Raw genomic sequence first — 19,069 nt, 5'->3', positions numbered from 1 at the left:
CGTCTCATTGGCGTGGCGCCGGGACTTGGTCCAGCAATTGCCGGAGCACCTGGTCGACTTCCAACCCGTCGATATCCAGCTCCGGGGCAATACGCACCCGATGGCGCAACACTGCCAGGGCGCAGCCCTTGATGTCGTCCGGGGTCACGAACTCGCCCCCGCGCAGCAAGGCCCGCGCCCGTGCACCGCGAACCAGGGCGATGGAGGCCCGGGGCCCGGCGCCGATGGTCAGGCCCGGCCAACTGCGCGTAGTGCGGGCCAGGCGCACGGCGTAGTCGAGCACCTGCTCATCCAGCGCCAACTCGCTGGCAATCTGTTGCAACAGCAGCACGTCTTCGGCTTGCAGCACCGTGCGCAGCGGCTGTACGTCGAGCATGTCGGCTCGGGACGAGCGGGTGACTTCGCGCACCATGTCCAGTTCCTGCTGTGCCTCGGGATAGTCCATGCGCACCTTGAGCATGAAACGGTCCAGTTCGGCTTCGGGCAACGGGTAAGTACCTTCCTGCTCGATGGGGTTCTGGGTGGCCAGTACCATGAACGGCTGGCCGATGGGCAGCGCCTCGCCTTCAAGGGTTACCTGGCGTTCCTGCATGGCTTCCAGCAACGCTGCCTGGGTTTTCGCCGGGGCACGGTTGATCTCGTCAGCCAACAGCAGGTTGGTGAACAACGGTCCCTTGCGCAGCTTGAACTGTTCGGTATGCAGGTCGTATACGGCATGGCCGGTCACGTCGCTGGGCATCAGGTCCGGGGTGAACTGGATGCGCGCGAACTCGCCTCCAAAACAGCGTGCCAGCGCGCGTACCAGCAAGGTCTTGCCCAGGCCGGGAACCCCTTCAAGCAACACATGGCCGCCCGCGATCAACGCCGTGAGCACGTCATCGATCACCGGGTCCTGACCGATAACCGCCTTGCGCAGTTCGACGCGCAAGGCCTGGGCCAGTTGGCTGGCGCGCTGAATCGGGTCAGTGGCGGGAAATTCGCTCATAGGGCATTCCTGAGGGTTTGCAGGCAGGCCACCTGGCGGCTGAAATCGGCGCTGGAGAGCCGTTTCGTCGCAGGTGGGCCAAGGGCCTGGCTGATAACAAGGGAGGGTTGGCGGGTCAGGCGTTCAAGCACCCGCAATTGTTCGGCTGTATCGAGGTGTTCGAACCCGGGATGACGGCGCCGAGCGGTGCGCTGGATGTCGCGCTGCAAAGCTTGCAGCAAGCTGTCTTGCCCGCTGCGGCGCAACAGGAAGTCGGCACTGGCGTTCAAGTGTTCCTGCAATTGCCGCCGTGCCTTGGGCGCCGGTTGCCGGATCGGACCCTGGCGCAGGCTGGCGTGCCAGAGGCCCAGGGCGATCAGTGCGGCAAGTGCCACCAGTGCCTGGGGGAAGTAGCGCAACAACAGGCTGAACAGGTCCTCGACATCCGTGTTGAACAGCAGTGTGACCTGGGTGCCCTGGCTCAGGTACCAGAGCAGCCACGCGTTATCGTGCAGGCCGATGCCCGGGTTTTTCCACAGGTCGCTGTCGGTGACCACGGTCACACGCCCTTGCCCGAGGTTGACCTGCATCAGGTGCGTCGACCGGGCGCTGTTGGCCGAGAATTGTGCCAGGTGCCTGGGGTCGGTGAGGTTGAAGTCGGTGTCGAAGCTGAAATAGGCCGGCGCTGTTTCGTTGTCCACATAGAGTTTGGTCAGGTCCGGCGTTTTCTTTTTACGCGCGGGTGCCGGAGCGTCGAATTCTTCACTGAAGGATTGGTGTATCTGCACACGATCCAGCAACAGGTCGCCACTTTCACCGGTGTCCTCATCCCACAGCGCTTCGGCTACCAGCAGCAGATGGCCGCCAGCCCGGGTCCACTGCAGCAATTGATCAACCTGGGGCGGGCTCATGTTGCTGCGCTCGCCCAGCAACAGCAGGCTGTTGCCCTTGGGCGAAAGGCTGGCCAGCCGTTCGAGGCTGTTGGCATGTTCCACCACCAGGCCCTGCTGGCGCAGAAAGTGTTCAGCTGCCAGGTAGGGGTTGGCCAGGGCTTCGGGTGAAGGGCCGCGATCGACCACTTCCTGATAAGGAATCGCCTTGTGCCAGGCATAAAAACCGCCGGCTGCCAGCAAGCCCGCGACCAGCAGCCCGACCCACAGCAACGGCCGGTTCATTGCGCCGCTCCCGAACCGAACAGGGTTCGCCAATCGCTGCATAGCTGTTGTTGCGCCAAGGCAGGCGGCAGGCGATGGCCATAGGCAAGGTTTTGCCAGTAACGGGTCAGCTCACCGCTGAATGCCAGCAGCTGCGGTTGTTGCAGTTGGCGGATACGTTCCAGGACTTCACCTTCCGTGTCGGCACTTTTCAGCGGCAGGTTGAAGTCGTGCAGCAAGCGGCTGAGCAACCCACGGTAGAGCAGGCCGAGGGCTTCCCGGGGCTGTGTTGCCCACAGCTGTTCGGCGGCGTCTGCGATGTCTTCGGGCAAGGTGTCAGCCCCCAGTTCAAGGCCGAACAGCTGCGAAGGCACGGGTTTGGCAGCCTTGGGTTTGCGCGGGCTGCGGCGGCTGACAAAGGCATGCAGCCAGTCGCGGTAGCGCCAGATCACCAGTGCCAGGCCACCTGCCAGCAATCCCCAGAGCAGTACTTCAAGGCCCTTGGCGATGTGCTTGAACGAATCACTGTTGAGGTTTTTCAGCAATGCTTCCAGCCAGGCTGGCAGCTTGGCATCACCTGCCGCTTTGTTTTTGTCGGCTGCTTTATCCTCGCCGAAGCGGTAGCGAGTGAGCGTTTCCGGGTTCTTGAACGGTGGCTGCTCCAACAGCGTCTTGATCGAGTGACTGGCCGATTGTGTAGTCAGCGGCGTTTGGGGAACCGGTTCATCAGCCCATGCCGATGGGATCGGCGGAATCAGCGTCAGCCCGGCCACCAGCAACAGCAGCGACGCCACACCGCTCAGGCGCTGGCGCATTCGGCGGAACACCAGTTCCAGGTCCCAGGCTTCCAGCACCGTGCGGCGGTTCAGGTAAAGGCTGAAGCCACAGGCGACATAGATCGGCTCCCAGAACACCAGGATCAAGGCGTAGAACATGTTGGTCAGGTGCTCCAGCCAACGCCAGTCGTGGCCGGCGGTGAGCACCAGTTGCTGCCAATCCCAGTCGCGTTCGACCTCTTGCGGCAGGAAGAAATAGAACACGGCCATCAACCCGAACCACAGGGCGATTTCCAGGTGCACCCCGATCAGGGTCAGCCAGCGCGCGGCGCCTGCGTTGCGCTGCTGCAACACCCCGAGACGTTGTTGGCGCGCCTGGCCTTGCAGCCCTTCGAGCTGGACCACCGGCATCTCGAAGCTACGGCTGAGGCTGAAGCGCCGCCAGGTCAGGCTGGCCAGCAGTTGGCCCTTGAGCAGCCGCGGCGATTGGCGCAGCGCTTGTTTCAGGCTGGGTGTTTCGCCGAACAGGGCCTTGGACAGGATATACAGTGGCAGGCGGTCGAATGCCGGTTTCAACCACCAGAACAGCAACAGCGCGGTGGTGGGGTGATTCCACAGGAGCACGCTGAACAGGGCGAAGACCGGCAAGGTCACGATGGCCCAACTGCTCATCAACAGCAGCCGGTGTTCCCGGGCCAGCAGGATGCCGAGGTCCATGGCCTCCCAGGAGGTACGCGGGCGGATCACGACGCTGGCATCACTCAGGCGCATGGCGATTCCGTCCGGCAAACAGCAGGTAGGCCGCCATCAGCAACCACAGGGCGGTGCCGACCAGGTACTTGACCCACGGCGCCACGGCATTGGTGGACGACCAGTACGCCTCGATAAACGCGGCGATCAGCAGGAACACCATCACACCACAAATCATTTGCACACTTTTGCGCGCGGCCAGGCGCAGGGATTCGCCTCTGGTGAGGGGCCCCGGTGCAATCAGCGCCCAGCCCAGTTGCAGGCCAGCCGCGCCAGCCAGGGCAATTGCGCTGAGCTCGAAGGCGCCATGGCCGATGACAAATGACCAGAACGTTTGCCCGTAGCCGATTTGCGTCAGGTGCCCGGCAACGGCGCCAATGATCAGGCCATTGAAGAACAGGAAAAATACGCTGCCCAGGCCAAACAGCAACCCGGCGGCAAAGGTCTGGAAGGCGATACCGATGTTGTGCATCACGTAGTAGCCGAACATCATCCAGTCTTCGCTGGAAGCGCGTTCGGCTGCCCGGCCCAGGCGGCTGGCATCGGGGTTGTACATGGCCTGCATCTCGGCCACCTGCCGAGGGCTGACGATGCTGTAGATCAAGTCCGGAAACAGGTACACCAGCAAGGCAATGCCGAGCAGGCTGCCAAAGAACAGCAGGCCGGCAGCCAGCACAAATGGCCATTGCGCGCGAACCAGCCTGGGGAAATCGGCCAGCAGGAAGCTCAGCACGTTTGCCCCCATCCGGCTGCGATGACGATACAACTGTTGATGGCCGCGCAAGGCAAGCTGCTGCAACGGGTCCACCAGGTAGCTGCTGTAGCCGCGCTCCTGGGCCAGGGCCAGGTGCTGGCACAACCGCCGGTATTGATGAGGGAAGTCGACGAAGTCGGTGCCTTTGGCTTTGCCTTTCTCCAACTGCGTCAATTGCTCGGCAAAGGCTTGCCATTGTGGCTGATGGCGGCTTTCGAAAAGACTCTGTTTCATGCTGGCCCCAACAATCCGCGGGCCACACCGTTGAGTTCTGCTACGGCGCGGGCAGGGGAGACCTGCAGGGGCGTGGCCAGGATAGCGGCCAGTTCGTTGACCCGTTCGGCCGACAGCTCGCCCTGGCGTTCGGCGAAGCTGAGAATCGCCCGTTGTTCGTTCAGCTCAAGGGCGAACGGCAGGCGCAGCGCCGGGGCCTGGGGCACTTGCGGGCGGGAAAGCGGTTGTTCGCGGTAGATCACCAGGGTCCCGGCCGCCAGGTCGCCCAGGCGCTTGAAGTTGGGGTGTTGCAGGCAACTGATGGCGCCGAGGAAATAGCCGAAGGGCAGCATGTCGACAAAGCGCAGCAGGTTACGGATCAGCGAGGCGGACCAGCCGATGGGCGTGCCGTCGTCCTGTACCACCCGCAGGCCCATGACCTGTTTGCCGGGCGAGCAGCCCTGGTTGAGCACTTCGAAAAGCACCATGTACCACCAACTGACGAGGAACAGCAGTAGCGAACCCAGGCCAATGCCCAGGTTGCCGAGAAAGGCCAATGCGCTAAACAGGATGCCGAGAATCAGGCCGCGCAAACCCAGGTCGAAGGCAAAGGCCAGTGAGCGTACCAGCAGGCCGGCCGGGCGCAGGGGCAGGTCGATACCCTCCGGGGTCTCGATCTGGTAGCGGGTATCCAGTGGCGCAGGTGGCATCGCGGTCCTTGGCAGTGCGGCGCTGGCGCCTGGGCGGCAGCGGCGGGGTTGGAAAGACCGATGCTAGCAGTGTCGACGGTGGAAGCAACCACTCAACGATTTACTGAATATTTGTACAGGGAACACAGCGCTGGCCCCCGATGCCTGCAAGCGCCTAGACTTTGCCGGTCTTCAGCACAGGAATAGCCCGTGACCACCATTTTCTGGTACGACTATGAAACCACCGGCATCAATCCGCGTACCGACCGCCCGCTGCAGGTAGCCGGTATTCGCACCGACCTCGAGCTTAACGAGGTCGGGCCGCCGGTCAATCTCTACTGCCACCCCAGCGACGATATCCTGCCGCATCCGGCAGCGTGCGCGATCACTGGCATCACTCCCGGCGTGCTGGCGGAAAAAGGCCTGGCCGAAGCCGACTTCATGACCCGGGTGCACGCCGAGCTGGCCACCCCGGGCACTTGCGGGGCCGGCTACAACACCTTGCGTTTTGACGATGAGATGACGCGCTACAGCTTGTACCGCAATTTCTTCGATCCCTATGCCCGGGAATGGCAAGGCGGCAACAGCCGCTGGGACCTGATCGACGTGGTGCGCACTGCCTACGCCCTGCGCCCTGACGGGATCGTCTGGCCGGAACAGGACGGGCGCGTCACCCTCAAGCTTGAGCGGTTGACGGCCGCCAACGGCATCGACCACGGCCAGGCCCACGACGCCTTGTCCGATGTGCGCGCCACCATCGCCCTGGCCCGGTTGATCCGCGAGAAGCAACCCAAGCTCTATGACTGGCTGTTTCAACTGCGTAGCAAACAACGGGTCATGGACCAGGTGCGGTTGTTGCAGCCGATGGTGCATATTTCCGGTCGTTTTTCTGCCGAGCGTCATTACCTGGGGGTGGTGCTGCCGCTGGCGTGGCACCCGCGCAATCGCAATGCATTGATCGTCTGCGACCTGGGTCTCGATCCGCAAGGGCTGTTGGACGAGGACGCCGATACCTTGCGCCGGCGCTTATATACTCGCCGCGACGAGCTGGCCGAAGGTGAGTTGCCGGTACCGCTCAAGTTGCTGCACATCAATCGTTGCCCGGTGGTCGCACCGTTGAGCGTGCTTCGGCCGCAAGACCGCGAGCGTTTGCAGCTGGATATGGATGAGTGTGATGCGCGGGCCCTGCGGCTAAGCGACGCACAGGAACTATGGCGCGATAAACTGGCGGCGATTTACGCCGAGGAAGATTTTGCGCCAAGCGCCGATCCCGAGCAGCAGCTATACGATGGTTTTATCGGGGATCGTGATCGACGTTTATGTGAGCAAGTGAGAGTCGCCGAGCCGGCGCAACTAGCGCGCCAGCAATGGCCTTTCGATGATGAACGTTTGCCTGAATTATTATTTCGCTATCGTGCACGCAACTTTCCAGACACCTTGAATAGTGAAGAGCAACAACGCTGGAGAGTTTTCTGTCAGCAACGTTTGTCAGACCCTCAATGGGGCGCGCCAAACACCCTTGAGGGTTTTAAGCAGGCGTGTCTTGAGTTGGCTGTTAGTGCCACACCGTTTCAGCGCCAGGTGCTTGATGAATGGCAGGAGTATGTTGATGCCTTAGCGACTCGAATGAGTCTGTAATCAGCTTCCCGGTAAAATACGGACAATAAAAAACGCCAGCAAGCTGGCGTTTTTTATTGCGTTGCGTATCACGCAGCGTCCTGGCGAGGCTTAGCCCAGCAGGGTAGCCCAGCCTTCAACCACGTCGCCGCCCCACTTGGCTTTCCACTCTTTCAGAGTCTTGTGGTTGCCACCTTTGGTTTCAATCACTTCGCCGTTGTGCGGGTTTTTGTATTGTTTAACCTTGCGTGCACGCTTGGTGCCGGTAGCTTTTACGGCGCCACGTGGAGCCTTAACTTTCGAATCCGGATCCAGCAGCGCGATGATGTCACGCAGGGATTTGGAGTATTCGCCCATCAGGGTGCGCAATTTGCCTTCGAATTCCAGCTCGGTTTGCAGTTTGTCGTCTTGGGACAGGTTCTTCAAACGGGCTTGCAGCTCTTTGATAGCTTCTTCGGTGGCGCGATATTCGTTGATCAGGGACATGGGGACTACCTTATGCAGGGCGCTGGGTGAAAGGGGATAGTGGCTCAATAATAGTCAGACAGTTTGCCCAAGTAAACATTTAAGGCCGCATTTATGTAATTTACTTTGGTTGTTTGTGGCAAAAGCGTGGAATTGAGTTAATTAGTAAGGGGGATGGCCTAAAGATACTCTGGTTAAGTCTTGGCTTACTGCCGGAGTCCACGCGTTTGCACACATAGTGGGGAAAAACCTTACGCTATTAAGGGGCAGGGTTGACGCAGCCGATCAGAATAAGCGTTGAGGAATACTGCAGTTTTTCTGCGCAATCGCTAGAATGGCGGCCTTTGCGAAGTTCTGGAGTTTCCCCCTAATGCGCACTTTTCGGCTGGTGATTGCTTGCCCGGACCGGGTTGGCATCGTTGCCAAGGTCAGTAACTTTCTGGCTTCCCACAACGGTTGGATCACCGAAGCGAGCCATCACTCGGACAATCTCAGCGGCTGGTTTTTCATGCGTCACGAAATTCGTGCCGATACGCTGCCCTTTGGTCTAGAGGCATTTCGCGAGGCATTTGCGCCGATCGCTGAAGAGTTCTCGATGACCTGGCGCATCACCGACACGGAACAGAAAAAACGCGTGGTCCTGATGGCCAGTCGTGAGTCCCACTGCCTGGCAGACCTGCTGCACCGCTGGCACAGCGATGAACTGGACTGCGAGATCTCCTGCGTGATTTCCAACCATGACGACCTGCGCAGCATGGTCGAGTGGCATGGCATTCCGTACTACCACGTCCCGGTCAACCCGCAGGACAAGGAGCCGGCCTTTGCCGAGGTCTCGCGCCTGGTCAAGCAGCACGATGCGGACGTCGTGGTACTGGCGCGCTACATGCAGATTCTGCCGCCGGAGTTGTGCAGTGAATACGCTGGCAAGGTGATCAATATTCACCACAGTTTCCTGCCATCGTTTGTGGGTGCCAAGCCGTATCACCAGGCATCCCTGCGTGGCGTGAAGCTGATCGGTGCAACGTGCCACTACGTCACCGAAGAGTTGGACGCCGGTCCCATCATCGAGCAGGACGTGGTGCGTGTCAGCCATAGCGACAGCATCGAAGACATGGTCCGTTTTGGCCGTGACGTCGAGAAGATGGTGCTGGCTCGCGGCCTGCGCTATCACCTGGAAGACCGGGTACTGGTGCACGGCAACAAGACTGTCGTGTTCTGATTGAAGTGTTTTGATTGAAGAATGAAGGGCCTGGGCGTTAAATCGCTACAGGCCCTTTTTTTGAGCGCGGGTGAGGACTGGAGCATGAGCGATCCACTGGACAAGGCGACTTCCAAAGCCCCCGCGACGCTGGGAGAGGGTTGTTTGAGTCGATATGACCCGGATGACCTGAGCAGTGAGGACGGCACCGAGTTTCCAGGCGCCGCCGAGTTGTGGGAACAATTGCAGGACACATCCGAATTGCCTGAAGAAAAGGCGTCAGCGGCTGTGCAAGGCAGCCGCTGACCCGGCGGGATCAAATCCGGAAACTACCTACCAGTTGTTTCAAGCGCGCCGCTTGCTGTTCCAGGTCGGAACAGGCCCGCAAGGTTGATTGCAGGTTTTCCACACCTTCCTGATTGAGGGTGTTGATCTCGGTGATGTCCATGTTGATTGACTCCACCACCGAGGTCTGTTCCTCGGTAGCGGTGGCTACCGACTGGTTCATCCCGTCAATTTCGCCGATACGCTGGGTCACGCTGTTCAGACGCTCGCCCGCCAGGTTGGCGATTTCCACACTGTCCTGGCTGTGCCGCTGGCTTTCGCTCATGGTGCTGACCGAATCCCGGGCGCCGACTTGCAGCTCCTCGATCATCTTCTGCACCTGCTGCGCCGACTCCTGGGTGCGGTGCGCCAGGTTGCGCACTTCATCGGCCACCACCGCAAAGCCGCGCCCGGCTTCCCCGGCCCGTGCGGCTTCAATCGCCGCGTTGAGGGCCAGCAGGTTGGTTTGCTGGGAAATGCTGGTGATCACTTCCAGAATCTGCCCGATGTTCACTGTCTTGCTGTTAAGCGCTTCGATATTGGTGCTGGAGGCGCTGATCATCTGCGACAACTGGTTCATCGCCTTGATATTGCGTTCCACCACTTGCTGACCGTCTTCGGCCAAGTGCCGGGCATCGCTGGCCTGGTTGGAGGCCTGTGCGGCGTTGCGGGCGATTTCCTGGGCGGCGGCCCCCAGCTCGTTGATCGCGGCCGCGACGCTGTTGGTCCGGTTGGCCTGCTCGTCGGAATTGACCATTGAGGAATTGGAGGCGCTGACCACCCGCAGGGCCACTTCATTGACCTGCTCGGTGGCCGAGGAAACTTCGCGAATCGAGGTGTGAATCCGCTCCACGAAGCGATTGAAAGCGCTGCCAAGCACGCCGAATTCGTCGTGGTTCTGGATGGTCAGGCGGCGGGTCAGGTCGCCTTCACCGTCGGCGATGTCTTCCATGGCGCGGGTCATGACGTGCAGTGGCTGCAGGAGGATGCGAATCAGCATGCCCAGCAGGGCGATGATGATGACCACGGCGATGATCGTGGCGATGATCGCCGAGGTGCGGAATTCGCTGAGCATGGCGAAGGATTTATCTTTATCCACCGACAGGCCGAGGTACCAGTTCACCGAGGGCAGGCCCTTGATCGGGGTAAAGGTGACGATACGTGTCTTGCCGTTTACCTCGACTTCACTGAAGTCGCTGCTGATTCGGGGGGTGTTGTTCGGATACACGTCGGCCAGGGTTTTCATCACCAGGCTCTTGTCCGGGTGTACCAGCACTTTGCCGTCGGCACTGACCAGGAAGGCATAACCCATGCCGCCGAAGTTCAGGGCACCGATGTTGTCTACCAGGGTTTGCAGGCTCAGGTCGCCGCCCACCACGCCGACACTCTGGCCGGCCTTGCTGCTGGGGGTTGCGATGGAGATGATCAACTGGCCGGTGGCCGCGTCAATGTAGGGTTCGGTCAGGGTTGAGCCGTTGCTGCCCTGCGCGCCCTTGTACCAGGGGCGTACCCGTGGGTCGAAGCCGTCGGGCATCTTGGTATCGGGGCGGATGACGAAGCCGCCCTTGCTGTCGCCAAGGTATGTGGCCATGAACGAGGACGTCAGGGCCTTCTGTTCCAGAAGGCTGGCGACGCTGGTTGAATCCGGGTTGATGGCGATGTTCTGTGCGGCGCTTTCTATCAGCACTATGCGCCCGGTAAGCCAGGTCTGGATGTTGCTGGCAGTGACATCGCCCATTTCATGCAGGTAGTTGTTCAGGTCGTCGCGAATCGCATTACGCTGCAAGTAGTCGTTGTAGAGGGTAAACAACGCAAAGGCGGCAATGACGACAAGAGCGGCGGCAAGCAGGATTTTATGGCTGAAACGCAGATTTTTATTCATGGCTTGTGGGGTCCGCTATGGTCTTAATATCCGATGCACGTCCTTCTGGGACGCGCGGAATGGCTGCGTCAAAAAAAGTGTGATATTTCCATCTGCTCCTGCAGGAATTATCCGGCCTGTTTTTCCAAGACTTTTTGGGTCTCTCGCTTTATCTGTATCGACCATTCAGCGCCAAAGATTAACCATGGGTGACAAAATGCCTGACTCCTCGCAACTCATTATTGGTGCAGATCTTCAGGGCCAGCCGATTGCCCAGTCGATGCGCCTGGCCAACCGCCACGGCCTGATCGCAGGCGCCACCGGCACCGGCAAGACCGTGACCTTGCAGCGCCTGGCGGAAGCTTTCAGCGACGCCGGGGTCGCGGTATTTGCCGCCGATATCAAGGGTGACCTGTGTGGCCTGGGCGCTGCGGCCAACCCTCAGGGCAAGGTCGCCGAGCGCATAGCCGGCATGCCTTTCCTTAATTACACGCCCAAGGCGTATCCGGTGACGTTGTGGGATATCCACGGCCAGTCCGGTCATCCGTTGCGCACCACCATGAGTGAAATGGGCCCGCTGTTGCTCGGCAGCCTGTTGGAGCTCACCGACAGCCAGCAATCGGCCCTCTACGCAGCCTTCAAGGTGGCCGATCGTGAAGGCCTGTTGTTGCTGGACCTCAAGGACCTCAAGGCGCTGCTGAACCATTTGCGCTATCACCCGGAGTTGCTCGGGGAAGACGCGGCCTTGATGACCACCGGTTCCAGCCAGGCGCTGTTGCGGCGCCTGGCGGTGCTGGAGCAGCAGGGTGCCGAAGCGTTGTTCGGCGAGCCGGCGCTGCAACTCGAAGACATCCTGCAACCGGCCAGTGACGGCCGCGGGCGTATTCATCTATTGGACGCCAGCCGGCTGGTGCATGAGGCGCCGAAGGTCTACGCGACCTTCCTGCTTTGGCTGTTGGCCGAACTGTTCGAGCAACTGCCGGAACGTGGCGATGCCGACAAGCCGCTGCTGGCGCTGTTTTTCGATGAGGCGCATCTGTTGTTTGCCGACACCCCCAAGGCCCTGCAGGATCGCCTGGAGCAAGTGGTGCGGCTGATTCGCTCGAAAGGCGTCGGTGTGTATTTCGTCACCCAGTCTCCCGGGGACTTGCCGGACACCGTGCTGGCGCAACTCGGCTTGCGCATCCAGCACGGGCTGCGGGCGTTCACCACCAAGGAGCAGAAGTCCCTGCGGGCGGTGGCCGATGGTTTCCGGCCCAATCCGGCATTTGATGCGCTGGCGGTGCTGACCGAGTTGGGTACAGGTGAGGCATTGGTGGGAACCTTGCAGGAAAAGGGGACGCCTGAAGTAGTCCAACGCGTACTGGTAGCACCGCCGCAATCGCGGATCGGGCCACTGAGCGAAGCTGAGCGGGCAGCACTGATTGCCAGTTCGCCATTGCAGGGGCGTTATGACAAGCCGATTGACCGTGAGTCGGCGTACGAAGTGCTGATGGCGCGCAAGGACTTGGGCCCGCAAGAGGATTCGACGCCCGCCGCTGAAGAGCCAAGCTTTACCGACAAGGCCGGTGCGTTCCTCGGTACTACGGCAGGCAAGGCACTGAAATCGGCGATGCAACAGGCGGCCAATCAGATGGGCCGGCAGTTGGTGCGCGGGTTACTGGGGTCTTTGTTAGGCGGCAGCAAACGTAAATAACGATGGGATCAAATGTGGGAGCGGGCTTGCTCGCGAAAGCGGTGGATCAGTCAATATATCCAGTGACTGACACGCCACCTTCGCGAGCAAGCCCGCTCCCACACTTGGTTCTGCGCCGGGTCTCAGGTTTTGGGTTTGGCGTGAGCGGCCAGCCGCTCCAGCGCAGCGCGTAAGTTCGGATCGGTAATCCCGTCTGCCGTGGCCTGAATGGTTTCGGCGGCGATTTCCGACAAATCCATCGTATGCCCCACCGCGCCTTGCGGCACGGTCGGCGGTTGCACCTTGAACTGGATGCGCGTCAGGCTGGCGAATTCGTCGAAGGCCATCAATTGGCGCTGCAAACGTTTCTGCTGGTAGCGCAGGCGCGTCGCCCAATGGCCGTCAGTGACGATCAGCAGCAGATTGCCCTCGCGCCACGAGGCCACATGGCAGTGTTCGCGAGCGGCGGGCTGCAGTTGGCTTTCTACCAGGCGTTGCAGATGACCAAGGCGTTGCGCATGGCCGAAGATGGCTTTTAAAGGCTTGGCTTCGCGAAGCAACACGGCGGGAGCTCGGGCCGTAAGAGGGCGAAATGCCATGGCTAGACACCTTAAGTAACAGAGAGGCCATGGTAGCAGAAAGCGTCTGCGACACCGCCGCCATTGCATTACCGGCAGTTTATCCATTAAATCAACGAGTAACTTATTACCCGAATGGGTTGAAGTTCAGCAAAAAGCCCTTATTTTAAACAAGCCCTCCAAGAGCGCCGTGCCAGCATCGTGGAATAACGCCACTTTCCTCACCCACGTTTCCGGGTAGAATGCTCGTTCGCATGCGGCCGTGAGGGCTGCTCGGGCGACTCACGGGGCGCCCTCCATCCCTATGTGTGGAAGAACCTGCCGATATGTTTGCGCCTTTGTTAAAGAAACTTTTTGGAAGCAAGAATGAGCGCGAAGTCAAACGCATGCTCAAGACGGTGCAGCTGGTCAATGCCTTCGAAGAGCAGATGGTTGCCCTTTCGGACGAGCAATTGCGCGCCAAGACCGAAGAGTTCAAGGCCCGCATAGCCAAAGGTGAAACCCTCGACAAGCTGCTTCCCGAAGCCTTTGCGGTCGCCCGCGAAGCCGGTAAGCGTGTCATGGGCATGCGCCACTTCGACGTCCAGTTGATCGGCGGCATGACCTTGCATGAAGGCATGATTGCCGAAATGCGTACCGGTGAAGGCAAGACCCTGGTGGCAACTCTGGGCGTTTACCTCAACGCACTGTCCGGCAAGGGCGTGCACGTTGTGACGGTGAACGACTACCTGGCCCGCCGGGATGCCAACTGGATGCGTCCGCTGTACGAATTCCTCGGCCTGACCGTCGGCGTTGTCACGCCGTTCCAGCCGCCGGAAGAGAAGCGCGCCGCCTATGCTGCCGACATCACCTACGGTACCAACAACGAATTCGGTTTCGACTACCTGCGCGACAACATGGCGTTCAGCATGGAAGAAAAATTCCAGCGTGAACTCAACTTTGCCGTGATCGACGAAGTCGACTCCATCCTGATCGACGAAGCCCGTACCCCGCTGATCATTTCCGGCCAGGCCGAGGACAGCTCGCGCCTGTACACCGAGATCAACAAGCTGATCCCGCGCCTTGAGCAACACATCGAGGAAGTGGAAGGCGTGGTGACCAAAGAAGGTCACTTCACCATCGACGAGAAGACCCGCCAGGTCGAACTCAACGAAGCCGGTCACCAGTTCGTCGAAGACATGCTGACCCAGATCGGCCTGCTGGCCGAAGGCGAGAGCCTGTACTCGGCGCACAACCTGGGCCTGTTGACCCACGTATATGCGGGCCTGCGTGCTCACAAGCTGTTCCATCGCAACGTTGAATACATCGTGCAGGACGGCCAGGTCGTACTGGTCGACGAACACACCGGTCGTACCATGCCGGGTCGCCGTTTGTCGGAAGGCCTGCACCAGGCGATCGAAGCCAAGGAAGCCCTGAACATCCAGGCTGAAAGCCAGACCCTGGCCTCGACCACCTTCCAGAACTACTTCCGTCTGTACAACAAACTGTCCGGCATGACCGGTACAGCCGATACCGAAGCGTTCGAATTCCACCAGATCTACGGTCTGTCGGTGATGGTTATCCCGCCGAACAAGCCGCTGGCGCGTAAAGACTTCAACGACCTGGTGTTCCTGACCGCCGACGAGAAATACGCTGCAATCGTCGCCGACATCAAGGAATGCATGGCCCAGGGCCGTCCAGTGCTGGTGGGTACTGCCACCATCGAAACTTCCGAGCACATGTCCAGCTTGCTGGCCAAGGAAGGCATCGAGCACAAGGTCCTCAACGCCAAGTTCCACGAAAAAGAAGCCGAGATCATTGCCCAGGCCGGTCGCCCGGGCGCACTGACCATCGCCACCAACATGGCCGGTCGTGGTACCGACATCCTGTTGGGCGGTAACTGGGAAGTGGAAGTTGCGTCCCTGGACAACCCGACCCCTGAGCAGATCGCGCAGATCAAGGCCGACTGGCAGAAGCGCCACCAGCAAGTGCTGGAGTCCGGCGGCTTGCAGGTGATCGCGTCCGAGCGTCACGAATCGCGCCGTATCGACAACCAGTTGCGTGGTCGTGCCGGTCGTCAGGGTGACGCCGGTTCCAGCCGTTTCTACCTGTCCCTGGAAGACAGCCTGATGCGCATCTTCGCCTCGGATCGGGTGAAGAACTTCATGAAAGCCCTGGGCATGCAGTCCGGTGAGGCGATTGAACACCGCATGGTGACCAACGCCATCGAGAAGGCCCAGCGCAAGGTAGAAGGCCGTAACTTCGACATTCGTAAGCAACTGCTCGAGTTCGATGACGTCAACAACGAACAGCGTAAAGTGATTTATCACATGCGTAACAGTTTGTTGGCCGCCACCAACATCGGCGAGACCATTGCCGATTTCCGCCAGGACGTGCTCAACGCCACCGTCAGCGCCCATATCCCGCCACAGTCCCTGCCTGAGCAGTGGGATGTTGCCGGCCTGGAAGCTGCGTTGAAGAGCGACTTCGGTGTCGACTTGCCGGTCCAGCAATGGCTCGACGAAGACGACCACCTGTACGAAGAAACCCTGCGCGAGAAGCTCATGACCGAGCTGCTGGCCGCGTACAACGAGAAAGAAGAGCAGGCGAGTGCCGAAGCACTGCGCACCTTCGAGAAGCAAATCGTACTGCGTGTGCTGGACGACCTGTGGAAAGACCACCTGTCGACCATGGACCACCTGCGTCACGGCATCCACTTGCGTGGCTACGCCCAGAAGAACCCGAAGCAGGAGTACAAGCGCGAGTCGTTCACGCTGTTCTCCGAACTGCTGGATTCGATCAAGCGCGATTCGATTCGTGTGCTGTCCCACGTTCAGGTGCGTCGCGAAGACCCGATCGAGGAAGAAGCCCGCCTGCGTCAGGAAGCCGAGGCACTGGCTGCGCGTATGCAGTTCCAGCACGACGAAGCGCCTGGTCTTGAGGCTCCGGAAGTATTGGGCGAAGAGGTCGATGTGGCCCTGGCCCAGGCCCCGGTGCGCAACGAACAGAAGCTGGGCCGCAACGAACTGTGCTGGTGCGGTTCGGGCAAGAAGTTCAAACACTGCCACGGCGAAATCAACTAAGATTTTCGCCTGACGCTGCAACACCCCCGCGCCGCGACCGGCATCAGCCGTCGCGGCGTTTTGCCATTTCGTCACCGTCGATAGCGACGGGGTACACACCCAATATTTTTAGGAGCGCATTCATGGCTGTTGGTCTTGGTCCTTTGCCCACGTTGCACCCGGTTGCCGGTTTTGAACTCGGTATCGCTTCGGCGGGCATCAAGCGCCCGGGGCGCAAGGATGTGGTGGTGATGCGCTGTGCCGAAGGCTCGACCGTCGCGGGTGTGTTCACCCTGAACGCGTTTTGCGCCGCGCCCGTGATTCTGGCCAAGCAGCGTGTCGAAGGCCCGGTGCGTTACCTGTTGACCAACACCGGCAATGCCAACGCCGGGACCGGCGAGCCTGGCCTGGCCGCCGCTGCTCGCACCTGCGCCAAGCTGGCGGAGCTGACCGGCGTGGAGGCCAGCCAGGTGCTGCCGTACTCCACCGGCGTGATCGGTGAGCCGCTGCCGGTAGAGAAAATCGAAGGCGCGCTGCAAGCAGCGCTGGATGACCTGTCGGTGGATAACTGGGCGGCTGCGGCTACCGGGATCATGACCACCGACACCCTGCCAAAAGGCGCCAGCCGTCAGTTTGTGCACGAAGGCGTGACCGTTACCGTCACGGGCATCAGCAAAGGCGCCGGCATGATTCGCCCGAACATGGCGACCATGCTGGGCTATATCGCCACCGACGCCAAAGTCTCCCGTGACGTGCTGCAAAACCTGATGCTCGACGGCGCCAACAAGTCCTTCAACCGCATCACCATCGACGGCGACACCTCGACCAACGATTGCTGCATGTTGATCGCCACCGGCCAGGCTGACCTGCCGGAAATCACCTCGTCCAACGGCCCGTATTTCGCCGCGTTGAAGCAGGCGGTGTTCGAAGTGTGCATGGACGTGGCCCAGGCCATCGTGCGCGACGGCGAAGGCGCCACCAAGTTTGTGACGGTTGAAGTCAACGGCGGCGGTAACCACCAGGAATGCCTGGATGTCGGTTACACCGTGGCTCACTCGCCGCTGATCAAGACCGCACTGTTTGCCTCCGACCCGAACTGGGGCCGTATCCTGGCCGCTGTGGGCCGTGCCGGCGTGCCGAACCTGGACGTGAGCAAGATCGACGTGTTCCTCGGCGAAGTGTGCATCGCCAGCCGTGGCGCCCGGGCCGAGACGTACACCGAAGCCCAGGGTTCGGCGGTGATGCAGCAGGAAGAAATCACCATCCGTATCGAATTGGGTCGCGGTGAGTGCAGCGAAACCATCTGGACCACCGACCTGTCCCACGAGTACGTGAAGATCAACGCGGAATACCGCACCTGATACCAGGCAGGTCTTCAAACCGATTCAGAGGAAATAGTGCGGTGAAACGAGTTCATGTAGCAGCAGCGGTCATCCGGGGGGTCGACGGCAGGATTCTGCTGGCGCGCCGCGCCGATACCCAGCATCAGGGCGGCCTCTGGGAGTTTCCCGGTGGCAAGGTGGAGGCCGATGAGTCGGTCGCTACCGCGCTGTCCCGTGAATTGCAGGAGGAGCTGGGCATCCAGGTCACGGCGGCTCGCCCGTTGATCAAGGTGCAGCATGATTACCCGGACAAACAGGTGTTGCTGGATGTCTGGGAAGTCTCGGCCTTTACCGGCGAGCCCCACGGTGCCGAAGGCCAACCCCTTGAGTGGGTGGCCCAGCGGGACCTGCCGAACTATGAGTTTCCGGCAGCCAATGCGCCGATCGTTGCGGCGGCGCGTTTGCCGGCTGACTACTTGATCACTCCGGGCGAGCTGGAGACACCCGTCCTGCTGCGCGGTATTCAAAAAGCCATCGCTGGTGGCATCAAGCTGGTTCAGCTGCGTGCCCCCAACGGTTACGACCCCAAGTACCGTGACCTGGCGGTGGACGCCGTGGGCCTGTGTGCGGGCAAGGCGCAACTGATGCTCAAGGGGCCGTTTGAATGGCTGGGGGATTTTCCCGCGGCCGGCTGGCATATGACCTCGGCGCAACTGCGCAAGTACGCCAGCAAGGGACGTCCTTTGCCGAAGGATCGCTGGTTGGCGGCGTCTTGCCACAATGCTGAGGAATTAGCCTTGGCGGAGTTGATGGACGTGGATTTCGTCACCTTGTCGCCGGTGCAGCCGACCCAGACTCATCCTGATGCCGAGCCGTTGGGCTGGGAGCAGGCACAGCAGTTGATCAGTGGGTTCAGCAAGCCGGTGTTCTTGCTCGGTGGGGTGGGTCCTGCTGAGCGGGAAAAGGCCTGGGAGGCTGGTGCTCAAGGTGTGGCGGGGATTCGGGCGTTCTGGCCTGAGGTTTAGGCATAACCCTGGCGAGTGGCCAGGGGAGCTGTTGTGGCGAGGGAGCAAGCTCCCTCGCCACAGGTTGCAATCGGTCAGTAAGCGTCAGTGCGGCTTTGCCGCCGCCTGCCACAAGATCTCTGCAACGCCCTGGCGCTTGGCAATCACCCTGGCTGCCACAAAGAGCAAGTCCGACAGCCGGTTGATGTACGCCAACCCGACGCCTTCCAGCGGTTCCTGCGCATTCAGGTGCTGACACCGGCGCTCCGCACTGCGAGCCAGGCTTCGGCATACATGGGCCTGGGCAATCAACGCCGAACCACCCGGCAGAATGAAGTTCTCCAGCGGCCCGACCTCTTCATTCCAGCGATCGATCGCCGCCTCAAGGCGGTCGACTTCCGCCGCGTTCAGCGCCTTGTACACCGGCATCGCCAATTCGCCGCCCAGGTCAAACAGACGATGCTGGCAAGGTGTCAGCACCTCGATCACATCCTTCAACGCTGGATGCTGCCCGCTTTGTTCCTCCAATCCCGCCAGCAACAAACCCAACTGGCTGTTCAGCGCATCCACCTCGCCAATCGCCTCCACCCGTGGATGGTCCTTGGGCACGCGGCGGCCGTCGCCCAGGCCGGTTTCGCCCTTGTCGCCGGTACGGGTGTAAATTTTCGACAGGCGAAAGCCCAT

At 60.7% G+C, this 19,069-nt stretch carries 16 protein-coding genes and 1 pseudogene; 7 read left to right on the top strand and 10 right to left on the bottom strand.

Translation table 11 applies throughout. The features are described from left to right. Nucleotides 1-4: 4 nt before the first annotated feature. Genes HX873_RS09390 through HX873_RS09370 form a run of 5 tightly spaced genes read right to left on the bottom strand, consistent with a single transcriptional unit; the run spans nucleotide 5 to nucleotide 5,321 of the window. Nucleotides 5-985, bottom strand: a complete 981-nt coding sequence (locus HX873_RS09390) for a MoxR family ATPase (RefSeq protein ID WP_008432346.1) — start codon at nucleotides 983-985, stop codon at nucleotides 5-7. Beyond that, the gene (locus HX873_RS09385; protein ID WP_102369791.1) at nucleotides 982-2,139 is read right to left on the bottom strand and encodes a DUF4350 domain-containing protein; all 1,158 of its coding nucleotides are present in this window, start codon (nucleotides 2,137-2,139) and stop codon (nucleotides 982-984) included. Before HX873_RS09385 ends, HX873_RS09390 begins: the two co-directional genes overlap by 4 nt. Next, nucleotides 2,136-3,665 (bottom strand): DUF4129 domain-containing protein, encoded by a 1,530-nt coding sequence (locus HX873_RS09380; RefSeq protein WP_177081662.1) that lies wholly within the window; start codon nucleotides 3,663-3,665, stop codon nucleotides 2,136-2,138. Before HX873_RS09380 ends, HX873_RS09385 begins: the two co-directional genes overlap by 4 nt. Continuing rightward, entirely contained in the window at nucleotides 3,652-4,632 is a 981-nt protein-coding gene (locus HX873_RS09375; protein ID WP_177122601.1) for a stage II sporulation protein M, read from the bottom strand. The genes HX873_RS09380 and HX873_RS09375 overlap by 14 nt, the downstream gene beginning before the upstream one ends. Continuing rightward, nucleotides 4,629-5,321 (bottom strand): RDD family protein, encoded by a 693-nt coding sequence (locus tag HX873_RS09370; protein ID WP_134327235.1) that lies wholly within the window; start codon nucleotides 5,319-5,321, stop codon nucleotides 4,629-4,631. The genes HX873_RS09375 and HX873_RS09370 overlap by 4 nt, the downstream gene beginning before the upstream one ends. Nucleotides 5,322-5,510: 189 nt before the next feature. Between HX873_RS09370 and sbcB the strand changes: the two genes are divergently transcribed. Then, nucleotides 5,511-6,938 (top strand): exodeoxyribonuclease I, encoded by a 1,428-nt coding sequence (gene sbcB / locus HX873_RS09365; protein ID WP_003214166.1) that lies wholly within the window; start codon nucleotides 5,511-5,513, stop codon nucleotides 6,936-6,938. 90 nt (nucleotides 6,939-7,028) lie between these two features. Here the strand turns inward: sbcB and mvaT are convergent, their stop codons facing one another. Further along, the gene (gene mvaT / locus HX873_RS09360; RefSeq protein WP_003209760.1) at nucleotides 7,029-7,403 is read right to left on the bottom strand and encodes a histone-like nucleoid-structuring protein MvaT; all 375 of its coding nucleotides are present in this window, start codon (nucleotides 7,401-7,403) and stop codon (nucleotides 7,029-7,031) included. A 349-nt stretch (nucleotides 7,404-7,752) separates the two neighbouring features. On the opposite strand from mvaT, the gene purU reads away from it, so the two are divergent. Then, nucleotides 7,753-8,601 (top strand): formyltetrahydrofolate deformylase, encoded by an 849-nt coding sequence (purU, locus tag HX873_RS09355; RefSeq protein ID WP_003209762.1) that lies wholly within the window; start codon nucleotides 7,753-7,755, stop codon nucleotides 8,599-8,601. An 84-nt stretch (nucleotides 8,602-8,685) separates the two neighbouring features. Further along, a complete protein-coding gene (locus HX873_RS09350; protein ID WP_023659227.1) occupies nucleotides 8,686-8,886 on the top strand; it encodes a hypothetical protein in 201 nt (66 codons plus the stop codon). 10 nt (nucleotides 8,887-8,896) lie between these two features. Here the strand turns inward: HX873_RS09350 and HX873_RS32055 are convergent, their stop codons facing one another. Further along, the gene (locus HX873_RS32055; protein WP_371132408.1) at nucleotides 8,897-9,661 is read right to left on the bottom strand and encodes a methyl-accepting chemotaxis protein; all 765 of its coding nucleotides are present in this window, start codon (nucleotides 9,659-9,661) and stop codon (nucleotides 8,897-8,899) included. A gap of 93 nt (nucleotides 9,662-9,754) precedes the next feature. Continuing rightward, nucleotides 9,755-10,786 (bottom strand): annotated as a pseudogene (locus tag HX873_RS32050) (cache domain-containing protein); the annotation flags it as partial. Between the two features lie 196 nt (nucleotides 10,787-10,982). On the opposite strand from HX873_RS32050, the gene HX873_RS09340 reads away from it, so the two are divergent. Next, nucleotides 10,983-12,461 (top strand): helicase HerA-like domain-containing protein, encoded by a 1,479-nt coding sequence (locus HX873_RS09340; RefSeq protein ID WP_008432355.1) that lies wholly within the window; start codon nucleotides 10,983-10,985, stop codon nucleotides 12,459-12,461. Nucleotides 12,462-12,583: 122 nt separating this feature from the next. Here the strand turns inward: HX873_RS09340 and HX873_RS09335 are convergent, their stop codons facing one another. Then, nucleotides 12,584-13,039, bottom strand: a complete 456-nt coding sequence (locus tag HX873_RS09335; RefSeq protein ID WP_008432358.1) for a DUF721 domain-containing protein — start codon at nucleotides 13,037-13,039, stop codon at nucleotides 12,584-12,586. A gap of 305 nt (nucleotides 13,040-13,344) precedes the next feature. Between HX873_RS09335 and secA the strand changes: the two genes are divergently transcribed. The 3 genes from secA (at nucleotide 13,345) to HX873_RS09320 (ending at nucleotide 18,406) form a co-directional block, all read left to right on the top strand. Further along, on the top strand, nucleotides 13,345-16,080 hold the full coding sequence (gene secA / locus HX873_RS09330; RefSeq protein WP_003209775.1) for a preprotein translocase subunit SecA: 2,736 nt from the start codon (nucleotides 13,345-13,347) through the stop codon (nucleotides 16,078-16,080). A gap of 122 nt (nucleotides 16,081-16,202) precedes the next feature. Continuing rightward, complete coding sequence (gene argJ / locus HX873_RS09325) at nucleotides 16,203-17,420, top strand: bifunctional glutamate N-acetyltransferase/amino-acid acetyltransferase ArgJ (protein WP_177122600.1); 1,218 nt, start codon at nucleotides 16,203-16,205, stop codon at nucleotides 17,418-17,420. 41 nt (nucleotides 17,421-17,461) lie between these two features. Further along, nucleotides 17,462-18,406 (top strand): Nudix family hydrolase, encoded by a 945-nt coding sequence (locus tag HX873_RS09320; RefSeq protein ID WP_102369787.1) that lies wholly within the window; start codon nucleotides 17,462-17,464, stop codon nucleotides 18,404-18,406. 84 nt (nucleotides 18,407-18,490) lie between these two features. Here HX873_RS09320 and HX873_RS09315 read toward each other — a convergent pair whose 3' ends face one another. Beyond that, nucleotides 18,491-19,069 carry a cob(I)yrinic acid a,c-diamide adenosyltransferase gene (locus tag HX873_RS09315; RefSeq protein ID WP_003209781.1) on the bottom strand — a complete coding sequence of 193 codons (579 nt, stop codon included), beginning with the start codon at nucleotides 19,067-19,069 and terminating at the stop codon, nucleotides 18,491-18,493.

The sequence above is a fragment of the Pseudomonas sp. P7758 genome (assembly GCF_013386485.1).
In the GTDB taxonomy this organism is placed as follows: Bacteria; Pseudomonadota; Gammaproteobacteria; order Pseudomonadales; family Pseudomonadaceae; genus Aquipseudomonas.
Note: the sequence above shows the minus strand (reverse complement) of the source record. Positions and strands in the feature narration are given on the sequence as shown.